General features: G+C 69.4%; 13 protein-coding genes. 1 reads left to right on the top strand and 12 read right to left on the bottom strand.

The genetic code is table 11. The features are described from left to right. Positions 1-375 precede the first annotated feature (375 nt). The 11 genes from FCI23_RS05975 to FCI23_RS05925 all read right to left on the bottom strand — a co-directional run bounded on the left by FCI23_RS05975 (position 376) and on the right by FCI23_RS05925 (position 11,609). Complete coding sequence (locus FCI23_RS05975) at positions 376-3,201, bottom strand: DEAD/DEAH box helicase (RefSeq protein ID WP_136722392.1); 2,826 nt, start codon at positions 3,199-3,201, stop codon at positions 376-378. An 89-nt stretch (positions 3,202-3,290) separates the two neighbouring features. Continuing rightward, positions 3,291-4,226 (bottom strand): twin-arginine translocase subunit TatC, encoded by a 936-nt coding sequence (tatC, locus tag FCI23_RS05970; protein WP_136722391.1) that lies wholly within the window; start codon positions 4,224-4,226, stop codon positions 3,291-3,293. 65 nt (positions 4,227-4,291) lie between these two features. Further along, complete coding sequence (tatA, locus tag FCI23_RS05965; RefSeq protein WP_136722390.1) at positions 4,292-4,582, bottom strand: Sec-independent protein translocase subunit TatA; 291 nt, start codon at positions 4,580-4,582, stop codon at positions 4,292-4,294. A gap of 235 nt (positions 4,583-4,817) precedes the next feature. Continuing rightward, a complete protein-coding gene (locus tag FCI23_RS05960; RefSeq protein WP_136722389.1) occupies positions 4,818-5,030 on the bottom strand; it encodes a hypothetical protein in 213 nt (70 codons plus the stop codon). Positions 5,031-5,041: 11 nt separating this feature from the next. After that, positions 5,042-5,281 carry a hypothetical protein gene (locus FCI23_RS05955; RefSeq protein WP_136722388.1) on the bottom strand — a complete coding sequence of 80 codons (240 nt, stop codon included), beginning with the start codon at positions 5,279-5,281 and terminating at the stop codon, positions 5,042-5,044. 79 nt (positions 5,282-5,360) lie between these two features. After that, positions 5,361-6,323, bottom strand: a complete 963-nt coding sequence (locus tag FCI23_RS05950) for a helix-turn-helix transcriptional regulator (RefSeq protein ID WP_136722387.1) — start codon at positions 6,321-6,323, stop codon at positions 5,361-5,363. Positions 6,324-6,348: 25 nt separating this feature from the next. Further along, on the bottom strand, positions 6,349-7,290 hold the full coding sequence (locus FCI23_RS05945; protein WP_136722386.1) for a helix-turn-helix transcriptional regulator: 942 nt from the start codon (positions 7,288-7,290) through the stop codon (positions 6,349-6,351). A 97-nt stretch (positions 7,291-7,387) separates the two neighbouring features. Further along, positions 7,388-7,759, bottom strand: coding sequence for an FKBP-type peptidyl-prolyl cis-trans isomerase (locus FCI23_RS05940; protein WP_136722385.1), 372 nt, complete (start codon positions 7,757-7,759; stop codon positions 7,388-7,390). Between the two features lie 53 nt (positions 7,760-7,812). Further along, positions 7,813-8,751, bottom strand: coding sequence for an FKBP-type peptidyl-prolyl cis-trans isomerase (locus FCI23_RS05935; RefSeq protein ID WP_136722384.1), 939 nt, complete (start codon positions 8,749-8,751; stop codon positions 7,813-7,815). A gap of 140 nt (positions 8,752-8,891) precedes the next feature. After that, positions 8,892-10,253, bottom strand: coding sequence for a Pup--protein ligase (gene pafA, locus FCI23_RS05930; RefSeq protein WP_136722383.1), 1,362 nt, complete (start codon positions 10,251-10,253; stop codon positions 8,892-8,894). 132 nt (positions 10,254-10,385) lie between these two features. Then, positions 10,386-11,609: an MFS transporter gene (locus tag FCI23_RS05925; protein ID WP_136722382.1), complete on the bottom strand. Its 1,224-nt coding sequence runs from the start codon at positions 11,607-11,609 to the stop codon at positions 10,386-10,388. Positions 11,610-11,720: 111 nt separating this feature from the next. Here FCI23_RS05925 and FCI23_RS05920 point away from each other — a divergent pair, with 111 nt between their 5' ends. Further along, a complete protein-coding gene (locus tag FCI23_RS05920; protein WP_136722381.1) occupies positions 11,721-12,767 on the top strand; it encodes a LacI family DNA-binding transcriptional regulator in 1,047 nt (348 codons plus the stop codon). Between the two features lie 116 nt (positions 12,768-12,883). On the opposite strand, the gene prcA is transcribed toward FCI23_RS05920, so the two are convergent. After that, the gene (gene prcA / locus FCI23_RS05915) at positions 12,884-13,639 is read right to left on the bottom strand and encodes a proteasome subunit alpha (protein ID WP_136722380.1); all 756 of its coding nucleotides are present in this window, start codon (positions 13,637-13,639) and stop codon (positions 12,884-12,886) included. Positions 13,640-13,698 lie beyond the last annotated feature (59 nt).

Genomic DNA, 13,698 nt, shown 5'->3' with positions numbered 1-13,698 from the left:
CCGTGCATGGATCTGGCTGTTCCACGCAATCAGCTGACCACCCGCCGCCGCATACATCGCCGCGAAGACCTCCGCGACCCTGAAACGGATCAGCGACGGCCGCCTCGCAGTCCATTTCATCACCGCCGGCAACGACCACGAGCAGCAGCGCGCAACCCACTGGGCGGTCCGCGAAGTGTCAACCACTCCGTTCGATCCGGCTCCCAGTGCCCGTGGACACCGACCGCCGCCGAGACCGGCGGCGGTCGGCAACTCCAACGCCCTTGCCGGCACCCCGGAGACCGTCGCCCAGGCCCTGCTCGACTACGGGGCGGCGGCGCCGTCCTCAAGGGCCGGACGGGCCGGGAAATGCGGCGACGGAGGGCCCTGCCCCGCTCACCCCACGGACGAGTACGCCACCACCCCGCGGAGCAGTCCGTCAACCGCCTTGCGGGCGTTGCGGCGGACCGGGCTGGCGTCCGGCGCCGCTCCGGCGATCTGGCCGAGCACATCGATCAGCTGCTTGGTCCAGCGCACGAAGTCGCCCGCCGGCATATCGGCATCGCGCAGCACCGCGTCCAGCCCGTGGCCCGATGCCCAGCGGTAGGCGGACCAGGCGAAACCGAGATCGGGCTCGCGCTGGCCGACGCCTTCGGTCTGGTTGATGCCATGGTCCTCCTCAAGGGCGTCGAGGCGGCCCCAGATGCGGACCATCTCGCCCAGCGCCTGCTTGGCGTTGCCGGTGGGGAGCTTGGGCGCGACCGCGTCGTCGGCCTGGCGGGCCTCGTAGACCAGGGCCGAGGCGCACGCGGCGAGCTCGGCGGGGTTGAGCTCGTCCCAGACGCCGTCGCGGAGGCATTCGCTGGCCAGGAGGTCGAGCTCGCCGTAGAGACGGGCGAGGCGACGGCCGTCACCGGTGACTTTGTCACCCTCGAGGTAGCCCAGCTCGGTGAGGACCGCGGACACCCGGTCGAAGGTGCGGGCGATCGTGTTCGTACGGCCCTCGATGCGACGTTCGAGCTGCTTGGTGTCCCGGCGCAGCCGGTGGTATCGCTCTGCCCAGCGGGCGTGGTCCTCGCGGTCGGAGCAGCCGTGGCAGGGGTGCGCGCGGATCTCGGTACGGAGCCGGGCGAGCTGGACGTCGTCAGCCGCGGCGGCACGCTCCTTGCGGTGCCGTTGGGGCCCGGCGATTCCGGCGGACCCGGCCTTGGAGCGCATCGCCGAGGCGAGGTCGCGGCGGGACTGCGGGCTGCGCGGGTTGAAGGTCTTGGGGATGCGCATCCGGTCCAGGGCCTCGACCGGGGTCGGGAAGTCGATCGAGGCGAGCCGCTTGACCTGGCGTTCGGCGGTGAGCACCAGTGGGCGGGGACCGTCCTGAAGGTGCGGGTCGCCGCGGAAGTGGCCGGGGCTGCGCCCCGCCGGGACCCCCGGGTCCAGCACCAGGGCCAGCCCGGCGAACTTGCCGGCCGGGACATGGATGATGTCGCCCGGCTTGAGCTTCTCCAGGGCGTCGGCGGCGGCCGCCCGGCGCAGGGTGGCGCCTTGCCGCGAAAGCTCGGTCTCGCGTTCCTTCAGCTGCCTGCGCAGCGACATGTACTCGTCGAAGTCACCGAGGTGGCAGGTCATGGACTCCTTGTAGCCGTCCAGACCCTCCTCGTTGCGCTGCACCTGCCGCGAGATTCCGACCACCGACCGGTCCGCCTGGAACTGGGCGAATGAGGTCTCCAACAGCTCCCGCGAGCGGTGCCGGCCGAACTGGCCGACCAGATTCACCGCCATGTTGTACGAGGGCTTGAAGGACGACCGGAGCGGATACGTCCGGGTGCCCGCGAGGCCGGCCAGCCCGGCCGGGTCGAAGCCGCGCTGCCACAGCACCACCGCGTGGCCCTCGACATCGATGCCACGCCGTCCCGCGCGCCCGGTCAGCTGGGTGAATTCACCGGGGGTGATGTCGGCGTGCGTCTCACCGTTCCACTTGACGAGCTTCTCCAGAACCACCGAGCGGGCCGGCATGTTGATACCCAGCGCCAGTGTCTCGGTCGCGAAGACCGCCTTGACCAGGCCCCTGACGAAAAGCTCCTCGACGACCTCCTTGAAAGTCGGCAGCATGCCGGCATGGTGCGCGGCGATACCCCGCTCCAGGCCTTCCAGCCACTCGAAGTACCCCAGCACATGCAGGTCCTCGTCGGGGATGGAGGCGGTGCGCTCCTCGACGATGCTCCGGACCTGCGCCCGGGCCTCCTCGTTGTTGAGCCGCAGCCCTGAGTACAGGCACTGCTGTACGGCGGCTTCGCAGGCCGCCCGGCTGAAGATGAAGGTGATGGCCGGCAGCAGTCCCTCGGCGTCGAGCCGCTCGATCACCTCCGCCCGGCTGGGCGTCCACACCCGGCCGCGATGGCGGCGCTCCCGCTCCCGGTCGGCCTCCCGGCCACGCCCGCGGCCATTGCCGCGGAAGGAATTCTGGCTCTCGGCCCGGGCCAGGCGTACGAGATCGGGGTTGACCTCCCGCCGGGAGGGCGCGATCACCCCCTCCTTCTCCTCGAAGAGGTCGTACATGCCCCGCCCGGCCAGAACGTGCTGCCAGAGCGGCACAGGCCGGTGCTCGGAGACGATCACCTCGGTGTCGCCGCGCACGGTGTCCAGCCAGTCGCCGAACTCCTCGGCATTGGAGACGGTGGCCGAGAGTGAGACGAGGGTCACAGACTGCGGGAGGTGGATGATCACCTCTTCCCACACCGCACCCCGGAACCGGTCGGAGAGGTAGTGCACCTCGTCCATCACGACATAGCCGAGGCCGTCGAGGGCCTGCGAGCCCGCGTACAGCATGTTGCGCAGCACCTCGGTGGTCATCACGACCACCGGGGCATCGCCGTTCACGCTGTTGTCGCCGGTGAGCAGGCCGACCTTGTCCGCGCCGTAGCGCTTCACCAGGTCGGCGAACTTCTGGTTCGACAGCGCCTTGATCGGCGTGGTGTAGAAGCACTTCCGGCCCTCGGTGAGGGCCAGGTGGACGGCGAACTCGCCCACGATGGTCTTGCCCGACCCCGTGGGGGCAGCGACCAGCACTCCCTTTCCGGCCTCCAGGGCCTGGCAGGCATCGATCTGGAACTGGTCCAGGTCGAAGTCGTACATAGCGCGGAAGGGCGCAAGGGCGGTGGCCTGCTCGGCCGCGCGGAACTTGGCTGCGGCGTAACGCTCGGCGGGGGACATCTCGTCTCTCATCTTGAAACCGAGAGTACCGGCCACGACTGACACACGGCGTGATCTTTTCCCTCACCGAACCTCACGGGAGTCGATCCCCGGACCGCGGATCAGGTGGCGTCGTCAAAGCCGCCGTCATGGCCGGTGGTCTGCTCGGGCAGCGAGGGGGAGACCGACTCGGGGGTCAGGTCGAGGTGGGAGGCCTCGTCGTCGTCGAGGGCGGCGTCCGGGTTCGCCTTGCGGCGGCGGGCGTCATTGAGCAGCGAGACCGCGCAGGCGATGAAGTAGAGCACCCAGATCGGCCCGGCGAGGGCGAGCATGCTCAGCGGGTCGGTGCTCGGCGTCGCGACGGCGGCGAAGACCGTGATGCCCATGACCATGGCGCGCCACCAGCCGGTCATCCGCTTGCCGCTGAGGATCCCGGCGAAGTTGAGCATCACCAGCAGCAGCGGCAGCTCGAAGGAGAGACCGAAGACCACGACCATGCGCGTGACCAGGTCGAGGTAGTCATCGAGCGGAAGGAGGTTGTCGACGTTCTTCGGCGTGAAGCCGATGAGCACCGTGGCGGTGGTCGGCAGCACCTTGTAGGCGAAGAAGGCACCCATCAGGAACAGCGGGAAACCGGCCCCGACGAACGCGAGGGCGTACTTCTTCTCATGCTTGTGCAGCCCCGGGGCGAGGAAGGCCCACAGCTGGTAGAGCCACACCGGCGTGGAGAGCACGACACCGGCCATCAGCGAGACCTTGAGCGCGAGGGTGAACGGGGTGAGCAGACCGTTCATGGTGATGTGCGCGCACCGGGTGTCCTGCTTCACCGATTTGGCCTGCTGGGCGATGTCGTTGAGCGACGCCTTGCAGCCGACGGACTTGAGGACCGGATCCACGAGAAATGCGATCAGGTTGTTGTAGTACAGCGCGGCGACGACAGTGACGACGCCGATCGCGAGGACGGACTTGAGCAATCGGTTCCGCAGCTCTCGCAGGTGATCTCCCAGGGGCATCCGCCCCTCGGCGTCCTTCTCCTGCTTGCGGGCGGACTTGAGCAACCCACGTCCTCATCTCGTGCGGCAGCCGCCGTCGCCGTCGGCTTGGTCCATCTTCGTGGTTTTGGTCAGCTCTGAGTGGTGTGCGTCGTCTGCTGCTGCGGCTGGTCGTCGACAACGCGCGCGCTGGCGACATCGCCGGGGGCGGCCTGGATGGTCTTGGGCGGCTGCGGTGCGGTGTCGGCGGGCGGGTTGGGCGGAGCCGCGCCGTCCTCCTTCATCGCCTTCGCCTCGCTCTTGAGGATGCGGGCGGACTTGCCGAGGGATCGCGCCATGTCCGGGAGCTTCTTGGCTCCGAACAGCAGGACGACCACGACGAGAATGAGAATGATCTCGGGAGCGCCGAGCCTTCCGAACATAAGCGTTTACCTTCTCACCGAGGCGGCGTGGGTCCATGTGTACCGGTCGAATCGGACAACGATCCAACCGTCATGCTGAGAGCGATCGTAACGCGCGGGGGTGAACACCTGGCAATCCCCCGACGTCCACTGCTTTGCGACCCCCGCCGCGCTCTGTCGGGGCCGCGTCAGCAGCGTACCTCCCGACGATGAGAAGAACGAGGGTCCGCGGCGTAGCGCCAGGCCTCGCCAGGCCCTACGGGATATCATCGAGGGGGAAATCACCGGAACGCCGTGCGAGGGGCTCCGCCGCCCGTTGCAGCCGCTCGGCGGCTCTGGCCAGGTCATCGGAGCTCTTCCCCAGCTGACGGGCCAGGGCGGACACCTCGGCGTAGACCCGCAGGCTCAGCACGCCGAGCGCAAGAATGCCCGCCGTCGCCAGGCCGAGACTGATATAAGGCCACAACATTTTTCCTGCCCTCATTCACCGGACGAGCTGGAGAAATGGAGCCGCATGGTGCTGACCCCGCCGCCGGTGAGCAGCTCGACTATCCGCTCCCCCGCCGGCTTGCGGACCAGAGCGCCGCAGTCGGGGCAGGTGAAGGAGTAGAACGTGGTCTTGCTGGTGCCGCCTATTGCCAGCCGCAGCGCACCCGCCGCCAGCTCGAAGCGGCCGTGGCAGTCGGGACAGGCGGCCTTGAACAGCACCGTCGGCGCCATCTGTCATCCTCCCCATCGCGAGATCAAGCCCGTCGGGCAAACCTTGCGGACGCACCCGGCAAGCTCTGCCGGACAGGCCCTAGGCCGTGTCACCGTATGCCTCCAGGGCTCGCTCGGCGGCGGCCCTGGCACTGTCCGCGAGGGCCTGCGGGGAGACGATCCGGCCGTCGCGGCCCAGTCGCAGGGCGAGCCGGCGCAGGGAGCCCGGGTCGGGGGTGCGGATGGTGATCCGCAGACCGCCGTCGGGGAGCTCGTGCGCGCTGTCGTGCGGATAGTACTCGGCGACCCAGCGGCCACCCGGCCCTACCTCGACGACGACCTCGGGGTCGTCGCCGGCGGGCTGGACCAGGCCCAGGGACAGATCGCGCGGCTCGGTACGCGGCGGGTCGGACGGCTCGTCGAGGATCTTGATCTCGGCCACCCGGTCGAGCCGGAAGGTGCGGCGGTCCTCCGAGAGCCGGCACCAGCCCTCGAAGTAGGTGTGGCCGACGGCGAACAGCCGGATCGGGTCGACCTCGCGCTCGGTGAGGGCGTCACGCCCCGGCGAGTAGTAGCGGATCCACAGCCGGCGCCGCTCGGCGATCGCCCGGTCGACATCCGCGAACACGCTGCCCTCGGACTCAAAGCTCACCGACAGGCTGGCGCCCGCTTCGGCGGCCTCCCCGGCCGCGGACTCGATCTTGGCGGTGGCCCGCAGCAGCGCCTGCCGGTCGCTGTCGCGCAGCCCCGGCAGATTGGCCACGGCGCGGGCGGCCACCAGCAGTGCGGCGGCCTCGTCCGCGGCCAGCCGCAGCGGCTGCGCTGCGACCGCGGTCGCGCCTTCGTTGTGCCACCAGATCCGCTCGCCGTCGGTGTCGATGTCCAGCAGATCCCCGCCGCGGAAGCTGGTGCCGCACAGCGGCAGTACGTTCAGGTCCCCGATCAGCTCGGCCTCGGTCACCCCGAAGGCCCGGGCGACATCGCTGACGTGGGCGCCGGGGCGCTCACGCAGATACGTCACCAGGGACAGCATCCGGCGGGTCTGGTCGATCGCGTTGGCCATGTGAGTTGCGCTCCCTTCCGCTCGGTCAGCCCTTGGCGACGGCGCGCAGCCGGTCTACCACTTCGGCCCGCAGCTCCGCGGGCTCCAGGACGATCGCATCGGGGCCGTACTCGACGAGCCATGCGTCAAGCCCGTGCCCGTACGGGATCTCCAGCTCCTCCCACTCCTCGTCCACCGGGACCGTCCGCAGAGCCTTGGCCCGCAGCGGATACCCCGAGCCGCGGCGCAGCCGGATCCGGGCGGTCGCGGTGGCGCCCTCGCCCGCCCAGGTCTCCACGGTGGCCCGCACATCCACATGGTCGGGCACCTTGACGGTGAGGCCGCCTGCCCTGGTTCGAACCCGGCCGGTGATCCGGGAGAGCCGGAAGACACGCACAGCCGCGCGGTCGCGGTCCCACCCGGCGACATACCAGTGGCCGCGCCAGCACTCCAGGGCCCACGGCTCTACCTGGCGGGGTTCGGGGCGGGCGGCGTTGGCCTTGCGGTACTCGAAGGCCACCGCCCGGCGTTCGCGGGTCGCGACCATCAGCGGCTCGAAGGCGGGCTCGGGGACCGGGATCCGCGGCTCCAGGGCGCTGTGTACCTCTTCGAAGGGCACCCCGGCCGCCCGCAGCTTCTGCAACGCGCCACTGGCCGCCTCCGCGAACCGGGCCTGCTGCCAGACCTTGGCGGTCAGGGCGAGCGCGGCGGCCTCCTCGGCGTCCAGGGCGATCTCGGGAAGCCGGTTGCGGTCCCGGCGGGCCTGGTAGCCGATCTCGCCGTCCAGGCTCTCGACCGTATCGATGACCAGACCGAGCTCGCGGAGGTCGTCCTTGTCCCGCTCGAACATCCGGTTGAAGGCCTCGTCGGAGCCGGGCTCGTGGTACGCCTCGATGGACGTGCGCAGCTCGCGCTTGCTGACCGGGCGCCGGGTGTTCATCAGGCACAGTGCCAGGTTCATCAGCCGCTCCGCCTTGGCAATGGCCACCGCACACCCCCTTTCTTCAGCTCTCGACCGAGACCGTACCGCAAATCGCCGGGCGGGCTCCTGCGAGCCCGCCCGGCGATCCAGCCTCTGGTCTGCGTCAGACCGCGATCAGGTCCACGACGAAGATCAGCGTCTCGCCGGGCTTGATGGCCGGGGTCGGGCTCTGGTTGCCGTAGGCGAGGTGCGCCGGGATGGTCAGCTGGCGGCGACCGCCGACCTTCATGCCCTGTACGCCCTGGTCCCAGCCCTTGATGACCCTGCCGCCGCCGAGCGGGAAGGTGAAGGGGGAGTTGCGGTTCCAGCTCGCGTCGAACTCCTCGCCGGTGCTGAACGCCACGCCCACGTAGTGGACGGTGACATTCTGTCCCGCCTTGGCCTCGGCGCCGTCGCCCTGCCAGATGTCCTTGATCTCCAGGTCCGCCGGGGCCTCACCCTCGGGGAAGTCGATCTCGGGCTTCTCGATGCTCACGTACTTTCTCCTCATTGTGTTGCGTACAACTTGATCATTCTTGCAGGGCTTCCCTACAGGACCGCGAGGATGTCCACGGAGAAGGCCAGCGTGGAGTTCGCCGGGATACCGGTCTGCGCGGTGGTGCCGAAGCCCAGGCTCGGCGGGATGACCAGCAGCACCCGGCTGCCTGCCTTCTTGCCCACAAGACCCTGCGACAGGCCCTTGACCGAGAGCTGGTTCAGCGTGAAGGTGACGGGCTGGCCCTTGGTGTAGCTGCTGTCGAACGGCTTGCCGGTCTTCCACAGCGCGCCCACGTAGTGGACGACCACGGTGTTGGTGGACTTGACCGTCTTGCCGTTGCCCTCGATGACGTAGTTCGAGACGAGCTTCGTCGGCGGGGTCTTGGCCGTGGGGACGGTGAGGGACGGAGCCTTGCCGTCGGTGTTGGTGCCGATCTTGGGCAGGCTAGCGTCGTTCTGCTGCTGCACGGTGCCCTTGGCCGTGGTCGGCACCTGGGTCGCCGCCACGACGTCCACGACGAACACCAGCGTGGAATTGGCCGGGATGCTGCTCTGCGCCTGGCTGCCGTAGGCCAGGTTCGGCGGGATCGTCATCTCGACCCGGCTGCCGACCTTCTTGCCCACCAGCGCCTGGTCCCAGCCCTTGATGACCTGGCTGGTGCCGATCTGGGTGCTGAACGGCGCGCCCCGGTCGTAGCTGTTGTCGAAGACCTTCCCGGAGGCGTAGATCTGCCCCGAGTAGTTCACCGTGATGTAGTCACTCTTCTTCACGACCGCGCCGTCACCCTCGACGGGGGTCGCCGTCACAAGCGTCTTGGGCGGATCCCCCTTCCCCTTCGCGACGGTCGGCTTCGTGCCGAACTTCGCACCGGCGGTGATCGCGGGCAACCCGGAGGCGGAAGAAGAAGATGAGCCCTTGTTGTTGCTGCCGCCACAGGCCGCGGCCAGTAGCAGCGTGGGAACAACGAAGAGGGCGGCTAGTCGGCGCACGTGAATGCCTCAGCTCATTAATCGATCTTTGCGGTCTGCACTCCGCGCCACTCTACGGCGTGCGAAGGGCCCCGTACGAGTAACGTACGGGGCCCCGCGTCGCCTTCGGGCGGTGTGCTACCGGTGTCGTGCGGATATCTCTACATTCCGGCGATGAGTTTCTCCACCCGGTCGTCCACGGACCGGAAGGGGTCCTTGCAGAGCACGGTGCGCTGCGCCTGGTCGTTGAGCTTGAGATGCACCCAGTCGACGGTGAAGTCGCGGCGTTGTTCCTGGGCACGGCGGATGAAGTCGCCGCGCAGCCGGGCCCGGGTGGTCTGCGGGGGCACCGACTTGGCCTCGAAGATCTTCAGGTCATTGCAGATCCGTTTGGCCTGGCCACGCTTCTCCAGCAGGTAGTAGAGCCCACGGCGGCGGTGGATGTCGTGGTAGGCGAGGTCTATCTGGGCGATCCGCGGGTGCGACATGGTGATGTTGTCGCGGGCCCGGTATCGCTCGATCAGCTGGTACTTCATGACCCAGTCGATCTCGGTGCCGATCGCGGCGAGGTCGCCGCTGCCGATCGATTCCAGGACCCGGCCCCACAGCTCCAGAACCTGCTCGATGACGCCGTTGCGGATGCCGCGGCGCTCGCAGAAATCCACCGCCTTGGAGTAATACTCCTCCTGGATCTCCAGAGCGGACGCCTCACGGCCGGAGGCGAGCCGCACCTTGCGGTGGCCCGTGATGTCGTGGCTGACCTCGCGGATGGCCCGGATCGGGTTCTCCAGAGTGAGGTCGCGCATCACCGTGCCGGCCTCGATCATGCGCAGCACGAGATCGGTGGCACCGACCTTGAGCAGCATGGTCGTCTCGGACATGTTCGAGTCGCCGACGATGACGTGCAGGCGCCGGTAACGCTCGGCGTCGGCGTGCGGCTCATCACGGGTGTTGATGATCGGGCGGGAGCGGGTGGTCGCGGAGCTGACGCCTTCCCAGATGTGCTCGGCGCGCTGGCTGACGCAGTAGACGGCGCCGCGCGGGGTCTGCAGCACCTTGCCGGCGCCGCAGAGCAGCTGTCGGGTGACCAGGAACGGGATGAGGATATCCGCGAGGCGGGAGAACTCACCGTGCCGGGCGACAAGGTAGTTCTCGTGGCAGCCGTACGAATTACCGGCGGAGTCGGTGTTGTTCTTGAAGAGGTAGACGTCGCCCGCGATGCCCTCCTCGTGCAGGCGCCGTTCAGCGTCGACGAGCAGGCCTTCGAGGATCCGTTCGCCCGCCTTGTCGTGTGTGACCAGTTCGGTCACGTTGTCACACTCAGGAGTGGCGTACTCCGGGTGCGAGCCGACGTCGAGGTAGAGGCGGGCGCCGTTGCGAAGAAACACATTGCTGCTACGACCCCATGACACAACACGGCGGAAGAGGTACCGCGCCACCTCGTCCGGGGACAGACGCCGCTGTCCTCGGAACGTGCATGTGACGCCGTACTCGTTCTCCAACCCGAAAATGCGGCGGTCCATGGTGAGACCTTACGCTTTCCGGCCCGCTCTGAAACCGTTATGGCGTCGGCAATTCGATCACGGTCATGAGAGGGACGGCCCGGCACTCCCGGATAGGAGTTCCTCATACATGCGGACAAATCAGCGCGGTGGTCAGGTCGCGACGCTTCGCGCCGTCGGACCGGAGGGGGCCAGTCCGGCCGGTGGCCGGAGCACCAGGAACCGGCCGGTCGCCAGCAGGACCCCAAGCGCGGCCAGGCCTCCGGCGCCCGCCACCGAGAAGGCGGCGCAGGCGCCACCGTACTGCGCGGCCGCGCCGGCGACTGCCGCGCCGACAGCTGCACCGACACCCATGGTGGTGACGATCCAGGAGAACGCCTCGGTGACCGTACCGACCGGCGCGTGGCGGTCGACGACGACAAACGAGCAGGCCAGCATGGGCGCGAGGAACAGGCCGGACAGGACCGCCAGAGCCGTCATCGCGGCAACGCCGGGGACGAGCGCAAGCGGCAAGAAACAGAGCGCGAGGCCCGCCGCCAGCCCCCGCAGCCTTCGCTCCGGCACTCCGGACCAGGTCCGGGCGCCGTAAGCGATCCCCCCGACCAGGGCACCGAAGCTGAGCCCCGACAGCAGAAAACTGGACACCATTCCGCCGCCGTGCCCATCGGCGTAGGCGACGGCCGCGACCGCTGTCGAATTGAGCGCGATACCGACGAAGAACAGCGAGCCGAGCAGTGCCCGCAACCCCGGCGCCCGCAGCGGGCCGAGCCAGTCCGGCGTACGCGGCTCCGCGCGCCAGGCGCGCGACGGCGGTGCGGTGACGACAGTGAGCGCGCCGGCCACGCCCAGTGCCGCGATCCACAACAGCGCGGCGGTCGCGGAGAACACCGCGGCGAGCAGGGTGACCAGGAGGGGCCCGGCCGCGAACATCACCTCCTGTGCGGCGGCATCCAGCGCGTACACCGCGTGCACCTGGTCGTCACCCTTCAGCACGCTCGGCCACAGCGCCCGCAGGCCGCCCTCCAGGGGCGGCATGAACACCCCGGCGACCAGCACCCCGGCGTAGGCGACCGGCAGCGGCTCGGGGCCGCTGCCGGCGAACAGCGACATCCCCGCCGCCGACAGCAGCGCGGCGGGGAGCATGACGCCCTGGCCGTACCGGTCGACGGCCCTGCCGAGCAGCGGCTGCCCGACGGCGGTGCCGAGTCCGTAAACCGCGGAGAGGATGCCCGCCAGGGTGTAGGCGCCACCCTCGGACCGGGTCAGCACCACGATGCAGAGCGAGGCGGTCGCGGTGGGCAGCCGGCCGATCAGGGTGCCGGTGAGCAGGCGTATCGCGTGGCGTGCGCGCAGCAGATCCAGGTACCCCGTCGCCATATGTGTCCCTCTCCCCCGGACCCGCTGTAGTTTTACGTATAACGTTCCGCCTCATACGTACCATGTGCCAAGCCCACGGGTCCACCCGTGGGACACGAGAAGGGGACCAGGGTGACCGACACAGCCCGGCCGACGTCACATGACGTCGCGCGCGCCGCAGGCGTCTCCCAGGCCACAGTGTCACTCGTCCTCGGCGACAAATGGCGCGGCCGGGTCTCGGAGCGCACCGCCGGAACCGTCCGCGAAGCCGCGCGGGAGATCGGTTACCGGCCCAACCTCTCCGCCCGGAATCTGCGCCTCGGCCGCACCCGCACCGCGCTGCTGGTCGTCCCCGCGCTCACCAACGAGTACTTCGCCCGGGTCTACGCCGGCGCAGCCCGGACCGCCGCCGAGCACGGCTTCGGCGTCGTCCTCTACCCGTCCCCCGAGGGCGTCGGCCCCGCCCGCGACCCCTTCGGCTCCGCCCGCGCCGCCATCGACGGCGTCATCGCCTCCTCCATGGCCGCCGATGCCCTCGCGGCCCTGCGCGGAAGTGGGGACGGGCGCGAGGAGGACGCACAGGGGCTGCCGCTCGTCATGCTCGACAGCGGCCCCGCCGAGGCCGGCGGATCCGTAACAGCCACCATCAACCTCGACATCGCCGACGGCATCCGCCAGGTCGCCCGGCACCTGGTCGGCCTCGGGCACCGCGACATCGCGCACATCGCGGCCGACATCGCCTCCTGGACCTTCCGCGCCCGCGCCGAATCGCTGGCGGACACCCTCGCCGGGCTTCCCGGCACCACCCTGCGCACCGAGAGCGCCGCTCTCGGTGTCGACGACGGCCGCCGCGCCGCTACACGCCTCCTGGCCGACCCGGACCACCGGCCGACCGCCATCGTCTGCGACGGAGACATCCTCGCGGCGGGCGCCTGCAAAGCCGCCCGGAGGCTGGGCCTGCGGGTGCCCGATGACCTCTCCGTCGCCGGGTTCGACGACATTGCCCTCGCCACTGCCGTCGAACCCGAGCTCACCACCGTCCGGCTCCCCGCCGACGAGGTCGGAGCCCGCGGGATGGCCGCCCTCCTCTCCGTCCTGGACGGCCGCCCCGTCCAGGACACCGACCTGCCCGTGCAGCTCGTCGTACGCGGCTCCACAGCGGCGCCGCGGCGCGGCTGAGCCTTCTCCCCCGGCGGACCGCCGGTCCCCCACGCTCGCAGCGCGCAGATGGGCAGAACACGAGCGCGGACGGACCCGGCCGGGTCCGTCCGCGCTCGTAAGGACGCCGCTTGCGGCTACTCGCCCTCCTCCTCCGTGTCCGACGGCTCGTCGGTCTTGGCGAGCGAGGACCCGTCCGCCTCCAGCAGGCGGGTGAGCTGCCGCCCGAGGATCCGCTTGAACTTCCGCTGCTGCGGCCGGGTGCGGTCCAGCACGGCGACCTCCAGCTGCTCGGCGGTGAGCTGCCGGTCGCCACCGTTGGTGTCCCGGCTGAGCGACTCCACGGCCAGCTTCAGCGCCTCCGCGAGGGAGAAGTCGTCGCGGTGCCGCTGGTCGAGATAGCTGCCGATCTGGTCGGAATTGCCGCCGACAGCGACCGCGCCGTGCTCGTCCACGATCGAGCCGTCGTGCGGCAGCCGGTAGATCTGGTCCTCTTCGGGGGCCGAACCGACCTCCGCGACGATCAGTTCCACTTCGTAGGGCTTCTCGCCGACGCTGGAAAAGATCGTGCCCAGCGTCTGGGCGTAGACATTGGCCAGCCCACGGGCGGTCACATCGTCGCGGTCGTAGGTGTAGCCGCGCAGATCGGCATAGCGAACGCCGCCGATCCGCAGATTCTCGAACTCGTTGTATTTGCCCACCGCAGCGAAGGCGATGCGGTCATAGATCTCGCTGACCTTGTGCAGGGCACGGGACGGGTTCTCGGCGACAAAGACAATGCCGTCGGTGTACTGCAGTACGACGACGCTGCGGCCGCGCGCGATGCCCTTGCGGGCGTACTCGGCGCGGTCCGCCATGGCCTGCTGGGGTGAGACATAAAATGGCGTTGACACCGGTCTATCCGTGCCTTTCCGTCAAGGGCGCAGTCAGTGGCGAATGCATCTCAGGAGCC

This window comes from Actinacidiphila oryziradicis (genome assembly GCF_005047355.1).
GTDB classification, from domain to species: Bacteria; Actinomycetota; Actinomycetes; order Streptomycetales; family Streptomycetaceae; genus Actinacidiphila; species Actinacidiphila oryziradicis.
This window is presented reverse-complemented; position numbering and strand designations above follow the sequence as displayed.

What these genes read in the sequence shown, in the direction of transcription:
- FCI23_RS05975 (WP_136722392.1), bottom strand. Translation starts at nt 3,201, where the DNA reads ATGAGAGACGAGATGTCCCCCGCCGAGCGTTACGCCGCAGCCAAGTTC.
- tatA (WP_136722390.1), bottom strand. Translation starts at nt 4,582, where the DNA reads ATGTTCGGAAGGCTCGGCGCTCCCGAGATCATTCTCATTCTCGTCGTG.
- FCI23_RS05960 (WP_136722389.1), bottom strand. Translation starts at nt 5,030, where the DNA reads ATGTTGTGGCCTTATATCAGTCTCGGCCTGGCGACGGCGGGCATTCTT.
- FCI23_RS05955 (WP_136722388.1), bottom strand. Translation starts at nt 5,281, where the DNA reads ATGGCGCCGACGGTGCTGTTCAAGGCCGCCTGTCCCGACTGCCACGGC.
- FCI23_RS05950 (WP_136722387.1), bottom strand. Translation starts at nt 6,323, where the DNA reads ATGGCCAACGCGATCGACCAGACCCGCCGGATGCTGTCCCTGGTGACG.
- pafA (WP_136722383.1), bottom strand. Translation starts at nt 10,253, where the DNA reads ATGGACCGCCGCATTTTCGGGTTGGAGAACGAGTACGGCGTCACATGC.
- FCI23_RS05925 (WP_136722382.1), bottom strand. Translation starts at nt 11,609, where the DNA reads ATGGCGACGGGGTACCTGGATCTGCTGCGCGCACGCCACGCGATACGC.